Origin of the sequence: Wolbachia endosymbiont (group B) of Silvanus unidentatus, assembly GCF_964028615.1 — a bacterium.
Lineage (GTDB): Bacteria > Pseudomonadota > Alphaproteobacteria > Rickettsiales > Anaplasmataceae > Wolbachia.
Window position 1 is genome coordinate 819,123 of the sequence record NZ_OZ034795.1, and the last position, 15,018, is coordinate 834,140.

15 protein-coding genes are annotated in these 15,018 nt (G+C 34.6%); 8 read left to right on the plus strand and 7 right to left on the minus strand.

From position 1 onward, the window contains the following. Window positions 1-2 precede the first annotated feature (2 nt). The 3 genes from leuS (at window position 3) to ABWU65_RS03815 (ending at window position 4,059) form a co-directional block, all read left to right on the plus strand. Window positions 3-2,462, plus strand: coding sequence for a leucine--tRNA ligase (leuS, locus tag ABWU65_RS03805; protein WP_265024871.1), 2,460 nt, complete (start codon window positions 3-5; stop codon window positions 2,460-2,462). A gap of 120 nt (window positions 2,463-2,582) precedes the next feature. After that, entirely contained in the window at window positions 2,583-3,218 is a 636-nt protein-coding gene (locus ABWU65_RS03810) for a hypothetical protein (protein WP_052264729.1), read from the plus strand. Between the two features lie 103 nt (window positions 3,219-3,321). Continuing rightward, a complete protein-coding gene (locus tag ABWU65_RS03815; RefSeq protein WP_052264711.1) occupies window positions 3,322-4,059 on the plus strand; it encodes a hypothetical protein in 738 nt (245 codons plus the stop codon). Window positions 4,060-4,158: 99 nt separating this feature from the next. Here the strand turns inward: ABWU65_RS03815 and folD are convergent, their stop codons facing one another. The 6 genes from folD to ndk form a co-directional block, all read right to left on the minus strand. After that, complete coding sequence (folD, locus tag ABWU65_RS03820) at window positions 4,159-5,046, minus strand: bifunctional methylenetetrahydrofolate dehydrogenase/methenyltetrahydrofolate cyclohydrolase FolD (RefSeq protein ID WP_052264712.1); 888 nt, start codon at window positions 5,044-5,046, stop codon at window positions 4,159-4,161. After that, entirely contained in the window at window positions 5,030-5,605 is a 576-nt protein-coding gene (locus ABWU65_RS03825) for a UbiX family flavin prenyltransferase (RefSeq protein WP_353280323.1), read from the minus strand. The genes folD and ABWU65_RS03825 overlap by 17 nt, the downstream gene beginning before the upstream one ends. Next, window positions 5,598-5,855 carry a DUF2312 domain-containing protein gene (locus tag ABWU65_RS03830; protein ID WP_006014634.1) on the minus strand — a complete coding sequence of 86 codons (258 nt, stop codon included), beginning with the start codon at window positions 5,853-5,855 and terminating at the stop codon, window positions 5,598-5,600. Before ABWU65_RS03830 ends, ABWU65_RS03825 begins: the two co-directional genes overlap by 8 nt. A gap of 9 nt (window positions 5,856-5,864) precedes the next feature. After that, window positions 5,865-7,142 (minus strand): HlyC/CorC family transporter, encoded by a 1,278-nt coding sequence (locus ABWU65_RS03835; protein WP_026097245.1) that lies wholly within the window; start codon window positions 7,140-7,142, stop codon window positions 5,865-5,867. Window positions 7,143-7,210: 68 nt separating this feature from the next. Next, complete coding sequence (locus ABWU65_RS03840) at window positions 7,211-8,389, minus strand: aspartate aminotransferase family protein (RefSeq protein WP_254229269.1); 1,179 nt, start codon at window positions 8,387-8,389, stop codon at window positions 7,211-7,213. Between the two features lie 126 nt (window positions 8,390-8,515). Further along, a complete protein-coding gene (ndk, locus tag ABWU65_RS03845; protein ID WP_254229270.1) occupies window positions 8,516-8,935 on the minus strand; it encodes a nucleoside-diphosphate kinase in 420 nt (139 codons plus the stop codon). Between the two features lie 114 nt (window positions 8,936-9,049). Here ndk and ABWU65_RS03850 point away from each other — a divergent pair, with 114 nt between their 5' ends. The 3 genes from ABWU65_RS03850 to ABWU65_RS03860 are packed head-to-tail and all read left to right on the plus strand — an operon-like array spanning window position 9,050 to window position 11,743. Continuing rightward, the gene (locus ABWU65_RS03850) at window positions 9,050-9,874 is read left to right on the plus strand and encodes a hypothetical protein (RefSeq protein ID WP_353280324.1); all 825 of its coding nucleotides are present in this window, start codon (window positions 9,050-9,052) and stop codon (window positions 9,872-9,874) included. After that, window positions 9,871-10,839, plus strand: a complete 969-nt coding sequence (gene hemH, locus ABWU65_RS03855; protein WP_019236749.1) for a ferrochelatase — start codon at window positions 9,871-9,873, stop codon at window positions 10,837-10,839. Before ABWU65_RS03850 ends, hemH begins: the two co-directional genes overlap by 4 nt. 46 nt (window positions 10,840-10,885) lie before the next feature. Continuing rightward, on the plus strand, window positions 10,886-11,743 hold the full coding sequence (locus ABWU65_RS03860) for a hypothetical protein (protein ID WP_353280325.1): 858 nt from the start codon (window positions 10,886-10,888) through the stop codon (window positions 11,741-11,743). On the opposite strand, the gene gshA is transcribed toward ABWU65_RS03860, so the two are convergent. Further along, window positions 11,740-12,894, minus strand: coding sequence for a glutamate--cysteine ligase (gene gshA, locus ABWU65_RS03865; protein WP_264375135.1), 1,155 nt, complete (start codon window positions 12,892-12,894; stop codon window positions 11,740-11,742). The two genes, ABWU65_RS03860 and gshA, sit on opposite strands and share 4 nt — an antisense overlap. A gap of 82 nt (window positions 12,895-12,976) precedes the next feature. Here gshA and hslV point away from each other — a divergent pair, with 82 nt between their 5' ends. Beyond that, window positions 12,977-13,531, plus strand: coding sequence for an ATP-dependent protease subunit HslV (gene hslV, locus ABWU65_RS03870; RefSeq protein ID WP_010406442.1), 555 nt, complete (start codon window positions 12,977-12,979; stop codon window positions 13,529-13,531). A gap of 1 nt (window position 13,532) precedes the next feature. Then, window positions 13,533-14,984: an ATP-dependent protease ATPase subunit HslU gene (gene hslU, locus ABWU65_RS03875; RefSeq protein ID WP_010406444.1), complete on the plus strand. Its 1,452-nt coding sequence runs from the start codon at window positions 13,533-13,535 to the stop codon at window positions 14,982-14,984. Window positions 14,985-15,018 lie beyond the last annotated feature (34 nt).

A 15,018-nucleotide genomic window follows, 5' to 3' on the forward strand; every position in this document is an offset into this window, starting at 1 on the left:
TTATGAAATATGATTTTAAAAACGTTGAAAAATTCTACCAAAATAAGTGGGATTTTTCTGTAAGCAAAGATAGTAAAAAGAAGAAATGTTACGTGTTGGAAATGTTTCCATATCCATCTGGTAAGATTCATATGGGGCACCTGCGTAACTATGCAATAGGAGATGTTATAGCACGTTACAAGAGAGCTCGTGGATTTGAGGTTTTGCACCCAATTGGCTGGGATGCGTTTGGATTACCAGCTGAAAATGCAGCAAGGGACAATAACATTAACCCTGCAGCATGGACACAAGATAATATAGATAATATGCGCACGCAGCTAAAATCTATAGGTCTTTCATACAATTGGGATCGTGAGCTCTCCACATGTGAGCCTGATTATTACAAACACGAACAGAAATTTTTTCTGGATTTTTTAAAGCATGGTCTTGCCTATCGAAAAGAGTCGTGGGTTAATTGGGATCCAGTGGACCAAACAGTGCTTGCAAATGAGCAAGTGGTTGATGGAAAAGGATGGCGATCAGGTGCAGTTGTTGAAAAACGTAAGTTATTCCAATGGTTTTTAAAGATTACTGATTTTGCTGAAGATTTGCTTCATTGTTTGCAAAGTTTAAAAAATTGGCCAGAAAAAGTCAAAACTATGCAAGAGCGCTGGATAGGAAAATCTGAAGGGGCAACTATAGATTTTGAAATATTTGGCTTGAATAAGAAGTTAAAGATTTTTACAACTTCTCCTCATACTTTATTTGGAGCTTCTTTTCTTGCAGTAGGAGCAGAGCACCCTATTGTACAAGACCTTAAGGACAAAGAAATAAGAGACTTTATTGGTAATATGAAGGCAAAGGGGGAGAATGATGAAAAAATAGGAATTTACACTGGATTAAACGTAAAACACCCATTTCTTGATAAAGAATTACCACTTTATATAGCGAATTTTGTGTTGATGGAGTATGGAGAAGGTGCGATTTTTGGTTGCCCTGCACATGATCAGCGTGATTTTGAATTTGCACAGAAGTATGGTTTACCGATTATTCCTGTAGTTTGTGAAGAGAGCACAGAGATCTTAAAAGAACCGTACTTCGGTGATGGAGTGATGTTCAATTCTGAATTCTTAAACGGACTAATGATTAATGAGGCAAAAAAAGTAATCATAAAAAAACTTGAAGAAAAAGGAATAGGTAAGAAAACAATAAACTATCGTCTACACGATTGGGGAATTTCAAGGCAACGTTATTGGGGATGTCCTATACCTATTATACATTGTAAAGATTGTGGAATTGTTCCAGTTCCAGAAAAAGACCTCCCTGTTGTTCTACCAACGGATGTAGAATTTACAAGTGGTGGTAATCCCCTGGATAAGCACCCAACCTGGAAATTTGTTGATTGTCCAAAGTGCGGAAAGCAAGCAGAACGTGAAACTGATACATTTGACACTTTTTTTGAATCTTCTTGGTATTTTGCTGCATTTTGCAGTGAAAATAAATCGATTAATAAAGATACTTGTAATCGTTTTATGCCTGTTGATTATTACATAGGTGGAATAGAACATGCAATTCTACATTTGCTTTACTCAAGGTTTTTCTGCCGTGCTTTAACTAAATGTGGCTATTTTGACGTTAAAGAGCCTTTCTCTACTTTAATCACTCAAGGAATGGTCTGCCATATAACTTATAAAGATGAGAATGGCAAATGGCTCTTTCCCGAAGAAGCAAAAGAGTTGATTGCGAAGGGTGCTAAGATCCAAGTTGGAAAAGTCGAAAAGATGAGTAAGTCAAAGAAGAATACAGTTGACCCAAACTTTATCATAGAAAAATACGGTGCTGATACTGCTCGTTTGTTTGTATTATCTGACACTCCTCCGGAAAAAGATATGGAATGGTCTGATGATGGAGTGGAAGGTTGTTTTCGCTACATAAATAAATTGTGGCGTATGGTAGTGCAACTTAGGACCGTAAACATACACTATGATAATGAAAACATTGTAGGTAAACTCCTAGAGTACAGAAAAAAAATCCACAAACTCTTACACGGACTTACAGATGACTTGGAAAACTGCAGATTAAACTGTGTGGTAGCAAAGTTTCGTGAAATGACAAATTTAATAGCTGAAATAGACGTAAAAACTGGAAAATCTCTTATTGATGAAGGTATATGCATACTAATCAGAGTAATTGAGCCATTCATGCCACACCTGGCTGAAAATTTATGGCAAGAAATAGGAGGTGAAGGCATGCTATATCTAAAGCCTTGGCCACAAGCTGATGAATCACTACTAATTGATAATATGGTGACTGTAGCAGTGCAGATCAATGGAAAGTTACGTGCGACCATTGAAGTGGCAACTGATTTACCTCAAGAAAAATTGAAGAAAATAGCAACAGATTCTGTATCTAACAAAATCGATCAAAGCAAAATTCGCACTATATATGCTGTACCAAATAAGATAGTAAACATAGTTATATAAAAATTTTGAGTAGCATGTCGCTAATTTCGTAGGTATACTTTTTTTGATATGAGGTTATATCTTTTTTAATATAAAGGATATATACTTGTGCATTATATATTTTTTTGTATGGGTAGTTATATGAAAATAAAAGGATTGTGTGTTTTAGCTGTGTTGCTCACTTCATCTCTAGCAGGTGCAGCTAGTAATAAAGCAGCTAGTAATAGTGCAAAAGAGCAGTACTACGCAGGTTTAAACTTTGGTGGTGGATGGGGTGCTGGCTTAAAAATAAAACCTGGCTTAGTTTTTGGTTATAATTATGATAAAAGCTCTAAGTTTGAACTTGAGATTCTCACTGACGTAAGTGATATGTTTGGTGCAGAAGATAAGAAAATGGGAGCTAGTTTATTAGCTAATTACCGTTATTATCCTGACGTTGACATTGATCCTGTGAAACTATATGTCAGTGGAGGTTTAGGTGGATATCTCCAAGTAATACCTTTTGGCTCTGGTACAGCTGAAAATAAACCACCTAAACCTGAAAGTGCAGAATCTAACCCTAAAACTGAAGTTATAAGTTCAGCTGATACTCAAAGTGAAACACTAGATAAAATACTGGGTGCTATTTCGTACAAACTGAAGGTTGGTGTTGATTATGAAGTTGCTCCACAGATAGTTGGTACAGCTGCTTTAACCGTAGGCGGGCAACTGAGTGGTTTAAAAGCAATGACAGTACCGGATATTATGCTGGAAGTAGGAGTACGTTATAGTTTTTAATGCTGGATGGCATTGTGTACATGTTTAGGTGTAACCATAAGCAATGCTCAAAACTTGCTGCTAGCATGTTTGAACACTTATTCCAGTCTGTTTTAAGGAAGTAATGTGTATGAATTATATGAGAACGATGAAAGTGTTCGCTGTGTTGATTGCTTTAGCAAGTACAGCTAGTAATGGTACAAGTGAGTTAGAAGATCAGTACAAAGATCGGTATGAAGACCAGTACAAAGATCAGTATGAAGATCAACACAAAGATCATTGTGAAGATCAATACGAAGATCGATATGAAGATCAGTACGAAGATCAGTACTATGTAGGTTATGTAGGTTTAAACTTTGGAACTCGATGGGGTGAAAGCTTTCAATTGAAACCTAGCGTTGTTTTTGGTTATCATCATAACCAAAATTCTAAGTTTGAACTTGAGGTTCTTGCTGACATAAGTGATATAACTGATAAAGCAAAAAGAAAAGTAGGAGCTAGTTTATTGGCAAATTACCTTTACTATCCTGATCTTGAAATTGATCCCATTAAATTATATGCTAGTATAGGACTGGGTGGATATATTCGAATATTGCCATCTTTTGGTCTTGGTGAGGATACAAATGCAGTTAACACTCCAAATTCAGCTGCAACTGTAGCCGCAGCCGCAGGTCAAAATGAAACACTAGATAAAATACTGGGTACTATTGCCTATAAAGTAAAGTTAGGTGTTGATTGTGAAATTATTCCGCAGATAATTGGCACAGTTGCTATTGCTGCAAGCGGTCAATTAAGTGGCTTTAAACCACCGATGAAAAAACCAGATGCAATCATAGAAGTAGGTATACGTTATAATTTTTAAGCTATGAACACTTTGAATCCCTATACACAGTTGTATGCTTGGTGCTATATATGTGCTATTTGCAAAGGTATTCTGTTTATGCTAACATTAAGCTAAACCTTAAGCAATAAAATCAGAAGGATCAACTCCCTTCTGTAAGCAAGCAGCAACTAAAGTGTTGATCATAAGAAATGCTATTGTCATCGGGCCAACTCCACCAGGCACTGGAGTAATAGCTTTGACTTTTTCTTTTACTCCCTCAAAGTCAACATCACCCACAAGCTTACTTTGACTTCCTATGTTAATGCTATTTATGCCAACATCAATCACTATTGCACCTTTTTTTATCCAATCTGATTGAACAAAATTTGGCTTTCCAACTGCTGCAACTACTATATCCGCCTTAGAGCAATAATCAGCTAAATCCCTACTTTGTGAATGCAAGATGGTAACAGTGCAATTTTCTTGCAACAATAGGTGAAACATTGGCTTACCCACAATATTTGATCTGCCAATGATTACCGCATTTTTACCGGACAGATTATTTTCAACTGACTTAATTAAATGCAAAGAACCTTTGGGAGTACAAGGTATCAGACAATTTTTTTCACCTTTAACTAACCTGCCAACATTTTCATCATGAAAGCCATCTACATCTTTTTCAACACTTACTGTATTAATTATTCTGCTTGCACTGATGTGCTTTGGTAAAGGTAACTGCACTAAAATTCCATGCACAGATGAATCTTCATTTAATGTATTAACTTTTTCAATCAATTCGTCTTCTGAGATACTATCAGGCAAAACAATAGTTTCAGAACTTATGCCTATTAATTCTGCTTTTCTTTGTTTATTACGAACGTAGACCTGACTTGCTGGATTGCTACCCACAAGAATTACTTTAAGACAAGGAAAAACATTATACTCTTTCTTTAAAATATCAATTTTTTTTGATAGCTCCTCACAGAGATCATTTGCTATTTTTTTACCGTTAATAATAATTGACATTTCCTTGCCACTCCTTGAAGTCAGGTAATGCAATATCAAATAAATTCAATACTTTACCAACAGAATGATTTACAATATCATCCAAAGATTTTGGTTTAATATAAAAAGCAGGCATCGGCGGAGCAATAATTGCTCCCATCTCCGTTAGTTTTAAGATATTTCGTAGATGTCCAAGATGTAGTGGAGATTCTCGCACCATAAGAACTAATTTTCTTCTTTCTTTTAGAGTTACATCTGCAGCCCTTGTTAATAGATTGGAAGTCACCCCCGATGCTATTTCAGACATTGTTTTCATAGAACATGGAGCAATAACCATACCTGAGGTTTTAAACGAGCCGCTTGCTATTTTTTCTCCTATTTTTTCCTCAGAATAGTAAAAATCTGCAAGCGATATAATATCTTCAAGTTTTTCTTTAATCTCATGAGCTATAGTTATTTTTCCAGCACTGCTGATCACTAAATGAGTTTCATGATTGGTATTTTTTAGTGCCTCTAGAATCCGTACACCGTAAATAGAACCAGATGCTCCACTTATTCCAATTACAATCCTACTATTCACCTTCGTAATTCATTCCCAATGCACGTTTGTAGGTATCAAGTAATATTTCCTGTTCCTCCCTGTCATCATCATCCATCTTTCTTAGCCTAATAATCTGTTTCATCACTTTTATATCCCAACCTTCATCTGCAGCTTTTGCATATACATCACGAATGTGATCTTGCACATCCCTCTTTTCTTGTTCAAGTTTTTCGATTCTCTCTATATAGCTCTTCAAATCTTCAGCCGTTATTTTTACTGTATCTTCCATAGAACCCAACTAATTAATTGCTACTACAGTATTATCAGTTTTTACTTGTACTTCAATCATAGTAATAATATTTTTATCTTTTTTTAAAATCTTAAAGTAAAAACCGTACATGGAAAACTCTTCATTTTCTTCAGGAATGCGCTCTATCTCGTTTACAATCATACCTGCTAGAGTTGTAGCTTCTTCATCAGGAAGATCCCAATGTAACTGTCTATTAATATCCCTAATAGTAGATTTTCCTTCTATGTGATACATATTATCGGATATCTTTTTTATAAAATTCTCTGTGATCAAATCATGTTCATCTGAAATTTCTCCAACTATTTCTTCCAGTATATCCTCAAGAGTTACGATTCCCTGTAGTGCTCCATACTCATCAATAACAAATGCAAGGTGTTTCCTGTTTTTACGGAAGTTGTGAAGTTGTACACTGAGTGGCGTACTTTCTGGTATAAACCAAGGCTTTGACATAACTTTGGCAATCTCTATTTTATTATCCTTTTCACGCAAGGCATTTATTAGATTTTTCACGTGAACCACTCCAACAATATTATCTGGTTCTTTTTGCCATAAAGGTACTCTGCTATGGCTACTGGTTAAAATCTCTCTTATTAAATCCTCTTTGTTTCGATCTATATCAAGAGAAAATAAGCTTCTCCTGTGAGTCATAATCTGTGATATTTCTGTCTCAGCCAAATCAAGTATACTACTTAGCATATCTAAATCCTGTTGTAACATAGTTCCTTCACTGCGATGAAGAGTAATCATGTTACGCATTGCATCTGCTGCAGATATTACCTCCCTATTCTTATGAAGCCCACATAACTTCAGAATGAGATTGACAATAAACTGAATGCCTAATGTCAATGGAGAAAGAATCTTGACAAAAAACAGCATAAAATAAGAAGAAAGCAATGTAAATTTTTCAGGATTTTGCATGGCGTAAGTTTTTGGTAAAACTTCACAAAATAGCAAAATACAAAACGTCATCATGAATGTTGAAAGAAAGATGCCTTCACTTTCAAAGAAATGTATAAATATTGCTGTAAATAAAGCGGAACAAGTAATGTTAATAATTGTATTGCACAGTAATATTGTTCCTATTGTTAATTCTTTTGTATTCAACAAGCGGTCTATTATCTTAGCTCTTTTATTGCCATCTAGCTTTAGTTTATTAACTCGGGAGCGGCTAATTGAGGTTAACCCTATTTCTGCTCCTGAAAACAAAAACGATAAGATCAACAAGAAGAAAATTGCTGACAATACTGAAATCAATAACCAATCCATTAAAGTATGATGTTATTGCGATATAGAAACAGAGTTGATTTTATATGTTGTAAGAAGCATTTGCAAGTCTATATATCTTTAATATAAAAAAATAAATCATGAAATATATCACACACTGCATTCACATGCATACTCTCAACAACAAGTGGAGGAGTTATTCTTATTACCTTATTATTTAAAATATTAGTCATTATTAAGCCTTTGTCAAGAGATTGTTTAACAATTTTATCAGCCAAAGGTACTCTAAGCTCTATCCCTATCAATAAACCCTCCCCACGAACTTCTGAAATGATCTTCGGAAATTCTTCAGTCAAAGGCAACAACTTTTCTTTTAAATATTTACTGACCTTCTTAACATGGTCAAAAAAGCCTTCCTTTAGCATTATATCGAGTACTGCATTACCAACAGTCATAGCAAGTGGATTACCTCCATAAGTTGACCCATGAGTTCCTGGAGTGATTGCTTCTGCTATATAATCTTTTACTAAACATGCAGCCAGAGGAAATCCATTACCCATAGCCTTCGCACAAGTGAGCATATCAGGTTCAACTCCTATATTTTGATAGTAAAATAGAGAGCCAATTCGTCCATATCCGCATTGCACTTCATCAAAGCATAAAATTATTCCTTGAGCTTTTGTTATCTCTCTTACTTTTTTAAGATACTCTACGTCCAATGGATGTACTCCGCCTTCACTTTGTATGGGCTCTAAAAATATGGCAGCTGTTTCGCTATTGATTTTCTTTTCTAATGCTTCAATGTTATTTCTTGGAACTTTATCAAAACCAGAAAGGAGTGGAGCAAAACCTTCGCGTGATTTTTCATTTCCCCCAGCTGAAATTGCAGCAATACTGCGGCCATGAAAACCTCCTTCAATTGTAATGATGTGACTGCGCTTTTCTTGTCCATTTAAGTAGAAATAGCGGCGAATAAATTTAATTGCAGCTTCTGTTGCTTCAAGTCCACTTGAGCAGAAAAAAACTTTATCGGCAAAGGTAAGTTCTGTTAAACGCTGAGCAAGCCTTTCCTGCTCAGGAATAGTGAAAATATTAGAGCAGTGCCACAATGAGCTTAATTGCTCTTTCAGTTTGTCTGTAATGTATGGATGACAATGGCCTAGGGAGGTTGTAGAAATTCCCGCAGCAAAGTCTAAATATTTTTTACCATCCTTGTCAAAGAGATATAATCCTTCTCCTCTAACTATAGAAGCTTCAGATCTATTATAAGCATTAACAACATGATCCATTTTAAATATTATCTATGCTATTCATGAAATTGACATAAAGCTTTTTCTTCATAACTAAAAGTTTAGTTAATATTCCGTAGTTCAACATAAAGCCTAGAAGGTCTAATTCTGTATAGAAAAGTAAAGCTATACCAATTCACATTCAGCAAAAAAGAAAGCTATTTCCCTACGAGCATTCTCTAGACTATCAGAACCATGCACTCTATTTTCACTAATATCATTAGCAAAATCACCCCTAATTGTACCTTTATCTGCCTGTTTTGGATCTGTAGCACCCATGATTTGTCTGTATTTACTGACTGCATTTTCACCGATTAAAACTTGAACTATCACAGACCCAGAAGTCATAAATTCCACCAACTCTCCAAAAAAAGGCCTATCCTTATGAATTTCATAAAACAGCTCTGCTTGTTTTTTTGTCAGCATCATCATTCTTTGTGCTATAATTTTTAGTCCAGATTTTTCAATGTAAGAATTTATACTGCCTGTAATATTATTTTTTACTGCATCAGGTTTTAATATTGAAAGTGTTCTCTCAATTGCCATATTATTTCCTTATGTTAAGATCGTATATTTATAGATTTATTTTATTATAAACTTTGATTTGATAAAAGCAATTTTTCACTTATAGTTAAGAATAAACCATCAAGGAGGTGTTTTATGGGGTGTTGTAATAAAAAAAACAACAAACCAGTCGATCCTAATGTTAAACAATCAATTGAAACTACACTTACTGCTAAAGAATGGGTTAATCAATTCAAGTCATCAATTTTTTGTGGGACAAAAGGATTTTTAACTTTTAATTTGGCATTTTTGAGTTATTTAGAGTATAGCTTACACAATAATACAAAATTAAAAGAAGGCGCTGTTTTTGCAATAAAAAGGAATACTATTCCATTTTTCGAAATGGCTATCATAGTGCCATTTGTTTGTCTTGCATTACCATCTATGATAGGTGGGATGAACCTCATGCATTGTGCGCTTATATGTGCTGCACTGATGGTTGCAACATGTTTTGTTGTGAGAACCTTTTACTTGCGTGAAAAGTTATTGAAAAAAATGACTAATAATGAAAATTATACCGAGAAACAAATAGAGCAGGAATTTAAGAAAGACATTATAAAATTTCCTATCTTTGATAAAAACAGACAGCATATTGAGTATAATTCTCCTAATCCAGGACAACTAATGAGTGAAATTCCTCCCTCTCTCTTTGTTAGGGTTTTACTTTTTCCCCTTACGATTTTTCTGAAGGCTCTACAAAGCTGCATAATGATATCTTTGGCTGCTGTTGAACTTTTTGAAGCAGTGCCAAGTTTTTGTGTTGATGTGGTTTTTGATAGAAACTTTGTATCTACACAGAGTAACGTGAAGAGATCTGGCCATCTATTGTATGCTAGTGTGAGAAATTTAGTGCCTGTAACTAAACTTGATGAGTGTGTAGCTGATTTTATAGGCAAACCTGAAGAAAGGTGCTGTCAGTGAAGAAGGCAGTAATCTTATTTAACCTAGGCGGACCTGATTCACTAAGTGCGGTCCGTCCTTTCTTATTTAATCTTTTTTACGATAAAAGAATAATAAATCTACCAAATCCTTTTCGCTTCCTTTTAGCAAAGTTTATCTCCAAAAGGCGAGAAAGTACTGCACAAGAAATATACGAGCACATTGGAGGTAAATCGCCAATCTTGGAGAATACGAAAGCACAAGCTGATGCTTTAGAACTAAAATTAAATGAAAATGGAAACCATGTATATAAGATATTCATCTGCATGCGTTATTGGCATCCATTTGCTGATGAAGTTGTTAAAAGCGTAAAGCAATTCGACCCTGACGAAATCATTCTGTTACCACTATATCCGCAATATTCAACCACCACAACTCTATCATCCATCGAGAATTGGCAAAAAAATGCCAAACTGGAATGTAACACAAAAACAATTCACCATTATTATGACAATGAAGACTTTATTGAAGCTCATGTTAATCTGACGTCTAAATATTATAAATTAGCTAGCAAAATCGGTAAGCCAAGAGTCCTATTCTCGGCTCATAGCTTACCTCTTAGTATCATTAAAAAAGGCGACCCTTACGCTTCACAGATAGAAAAAACAGTAAAATTAATAGTAAAAAAATTGAATATTGAAGATCTTGATTGGGGAATATGTTATCAGAGTAAGGTTGGCCCTGTAAAATGGTTGGAGCCTAGCACTGAAAGTGAGCTATCACGCGCGAAAGACGATAATATACCTGTAGTTTTATCACCTATATCTTTTGTTTCTGAGCATTCTGAAACACTGGTTGAACTTGATATAGAGTATAAAGCAATTATCAAAGACGGATATTACTTTCGCGTACCAACTCTCAGTACTGATCTCTTATTTATCAAGTGCTTGGCCGATTTATGTTTAGATCACTCTCAAAGTACTGATTTATACCACTTTTCTTTTTAGATTTTTATAGTATAATATTAAAAAGTTATTATTTTATTATCTACTTATGCCAAAAGGTAAGCCAAATACATTTATAGAAAGTATACATGATGTTCACAATCATGATATTAGAAAGATGTATTGTATTGCAGTAGGTTTAACAGGCATATTGTGTAAAATTTCATTGCAATTCTGTTGCGAGTTTATTGATAACAACAGATCCAATATTTGTACTATATTAGATATTTCTAAGTTCATAAAACTACCAACATCAATAATATTTGCTCTTCATTTTGGTCTCAATTTAGCTGGATATAAATCTAAGAAACCTGCGAATGGTGAAGAGGAAAATAAACCTGAAAAACCAATACAGGTTGTAGGTAACTCAGCGTACTTGGCAAGCTGTATCATAGGAATATTGATGCAGGCAAAAATCATTCATTTCTTAGCTAGAAACAACAAGGATGTAATAAGTTATATTAGCTTAACATCAGCAGTTCTATTTCTATTTTCAGAATTCGTAAGCTGTTATTATAAGTGCGAAGAATATAAGGAAGTGCATAAAAAATATCAAGAAGCATGTAAAAAATACAAAAAGGGTGATGACGAACTTACGAAATGTGAAGCTGAGCTTGCTAAATGCAAGAAGAATGTTATGTTTAGCACATTCACTTTGTCATTGGGCTTGTTAAGCTTCATATTAAAAAGAATGGAAATTGCAACTATACCGATAGACTTGGGTGGTGGCATAATCTATAATTTCAACTTAACTGTTACGGTTAGTTTGATACTAAGTATAGCATATCTAGTATCAAACATCGATAAGTTTGTCAATCAACCTAATAATTGTACTGATCCTTCTACTGGACTTGATGACGCTCACCATATTCAGCATAATGGCAGCATTGTAGAAATTAATTATTAGAGATGAAAAGACTTAATTTCTACTGCCAATGCTAGCACTGCTAATTTGCTAACAATATTCCAAAGTGGCAAAGTTTTATTTTCTTGGCTGATATCATAAAATTCACAGTCAGTGGAATTCAAGCTAGAATATACATCTTTCCTGCTATTACATCGGTATAAGTAACATGTTGGAGTATCTCCTATATAGTATATTAGCGGTTCTGCAGAACTACTTTTAAATATGTCAATAGTTGGTACACCTTCTTGTATAATAACACTATTGATTGCTATTCCTTCTTTTATCTTTTTCATTTTATGACGCTTTTTTTTATTGAGATTTAATATTTCCTTTCCACTTGTTGCTGTTATAATGCCCATTCCATATGTGCCATTGCTTGCTTTGATAAAAACGTAAGGTTGTGTTTTTATTTCATATTCCTCATATTTTTTTTGCACTAGAGATAATATTTGGTCAACTTTAGTCGCTACTGCTCCTAGTGATGAATCATCATTAAAGTCAACTCCATTACAGCTTTCTGTAAGCACAGAAATAAGCCATGGGTCCATTTTAAATTCGCCACAAAATTCGGACACTAATTTTTGATAGATTTCAAAATATTGAAATTTCTGCCTACTGTGCCAGCCATATAATGGACTTGGCACTATCTCTTGTTTTACGTTTTCTAGCGTGTCTGGAATGTGGCTAGTCATATCACGGTTCAGTATAATCACATCAGGCACAAATCCTGAAGTTGTCTTCAGCAAAGAGTTTTCTTTCACAACAGTTTCATACTGTTCTATTAAATTGTACGTTTCATTATGAAAGAGGCCAATTCTAGTTTCAAAACCTGCGAGTTGCAGTACTTTCTCTATAACAAATACGTTTTCTATATACATTTTATTTCGTGTGTAATTCTCCGGTATTATAAGAGTCTTTTTATATTGTTTTGTTTCAAAATAACTTTTTATTAGTTTTGCTGCTGTTGCTCTTGATGTCTCACTTAGATTGTTGAACCCTGCAGGAAATAAATTAGCGTCCACTGGGGCAATTTTGTAGCCTGAATTCCTAAGATCTATGGAGCTATAAAATGGTAATGTAAAACCATTAAATTTTGTTTCGAACCAATTATTTATATCTTTTTCCAGATTTGGATGAATTATGTTTTGCATCTACACTTTAAATGTTATAAGAAAAGTACTATATTATAAGTTATAATCTTAATATAATATCACGAATTAAAATAACAAAAAAATGATTCATCATGACAGCAGTAAAATGTATGGTACTACTATACTGTCAATTAGAAGAGACAAAAATGTAGTAGTAATAGGTGATGGGCAAGTCTCGCTAGGCCATACCGTTATAAAATCTGGAGCAAAAAAAGTTAGGCGTCTTTCTGGTGATTCCGTAATTGCCGGTTTTGCTGGAGCAACAGCTGATGCATTTACTCTCTTCGAAAGGCTAGAATCTAAACTTGATAAGCACCCAGGACAGTTAATGAGGGCATGTGTTGAACTTGCAAAAGACTGGAGAATGGATAAATATCTAAGAAAATTAGAAGCTATGATGATCGTGGCAGACAAGTCCATTTCATTGGTCATTACAGGAACGGGTGATGTTCTTGAACCTGAAGATGGCATTGCAGCCATTGGCTCTGGAGGAAATTTTGCTTTATCTGCAGCAAAAGCTTTGATTGACGTTGAAGGAATATCAATAGAGGAGATTGCAAAAAAGGCTATGAAGATAGCTGCCGATATATGTGTTTATACAAACCATAATCTAATTATCGAAAAAATAGAGGAGTAATATGTCAAGAACTTTGTGTGCTAATTTTTCTAGTCAATCTGTAGTAGGTCAATTTGATAATAATGATGACTATAATGAGAAAAATAGCCTCTATGAAAATGAAGGTACAGGAAGTAGCAGCATTCAAAGCTCACAAGCTTTATTAGATGATCTACCACCACAGAAGATAGTTAAAGAATTAGACAGATTTATAATCGGGCAGAATGATGCAAAGCGCGCTGTTGCTATTGCACTCAGAAATCGTTGGCGTCGAAATAAAGTCCCACTTCCACTACGTGAAGAGATTATACCTAAGAATATACTCATGATAGGCCATACGGGAGTTGGTAAAACTGAAATAGCTCGCCGTTTAGCAAAGCTTGCTGGTGCACCTTTTATAAAAGTTGAAGCAACGAAATTTACTGAAATAGGATATGTTGGACGTGATGTTGACTCGATAATACGTGATTTAGTTGATGCAGCAATAGTTTTAGTTAAGGAAAAAGCACGTAAAGCCTTAACTAAAAAAGCTTTAGGTTTGGCTGAAAAGATAATAGTCAACTCCATGGTTGGTGAAGATGCAACCGAGGAAAGCAAAAAAGTTTTCAGAGAAAGACTGAGAAATAAGGAATTTGAAGATGGAGAAGTTTCTATTAACGTCAGGGAGAGCAAGGGTATGCTACCCACTTTTGATATACCTGGCATGCCAGGTGGGCAAATTGGTGTGATGAACGTAACAGAAATCGTGGGCAAGATGTTTAATGGGAGCAAAAAAACAAAAACTATTACAGTTAAAGTGAAAGAAGCACGTGAAATATTGATTAATGAAGAAAGCGAAAGGTTAATGGATGAAGACAAGATAATCAAAGAAGCGATTGATCTTGTTAGCAATGAAGGCATAGTGTTTTTAGATGAAATAGATAAAATTGCAGCACGTACAGAAATAAAAGGTGAAGTCAACAGAGAAGGAGTGCAGCGCGATCTGTTACCATTACTTGAGGGAACAACTGTTTCAACTAAGTATGGACCCGTAAAAACAGACTATATATTATTTATTGCATCTGGTGCTTTTCACTTATCTAAGCCATCTGATCTTTTACCAGAATTACAGGGTAGATTGCCAATTAGAGTGGAACTTAAGGCGCTTACTCAAGAGGATCTAATAAAAATATTAAAGGAACCAGAATCTAGTTTGTTAAAACAGTATATAGCGTTAATGAAAACGGAAAATGTAACACTTGAGTTTACTGATGATGGTATAGAGACTATAGCTGAAATAGCATTTACAGTTAATAGAGAAGTGGAAAATATAGGTGCAAGAAGACTTCATACTGTCATGGAGAAGCTTTTGGATGAAATAAGTTTTATCGCTTCTGAAAAAAATAGTGAAAAATTTGTTATAGATAGCAAATATGTAAGAGATAAACTAGAGTCAATTTCAAAACAGCTTGATTTATCTAAATTTATACTTTAGAGGAAGCCTGCTTTAAGTAATATAGAGCATTCAA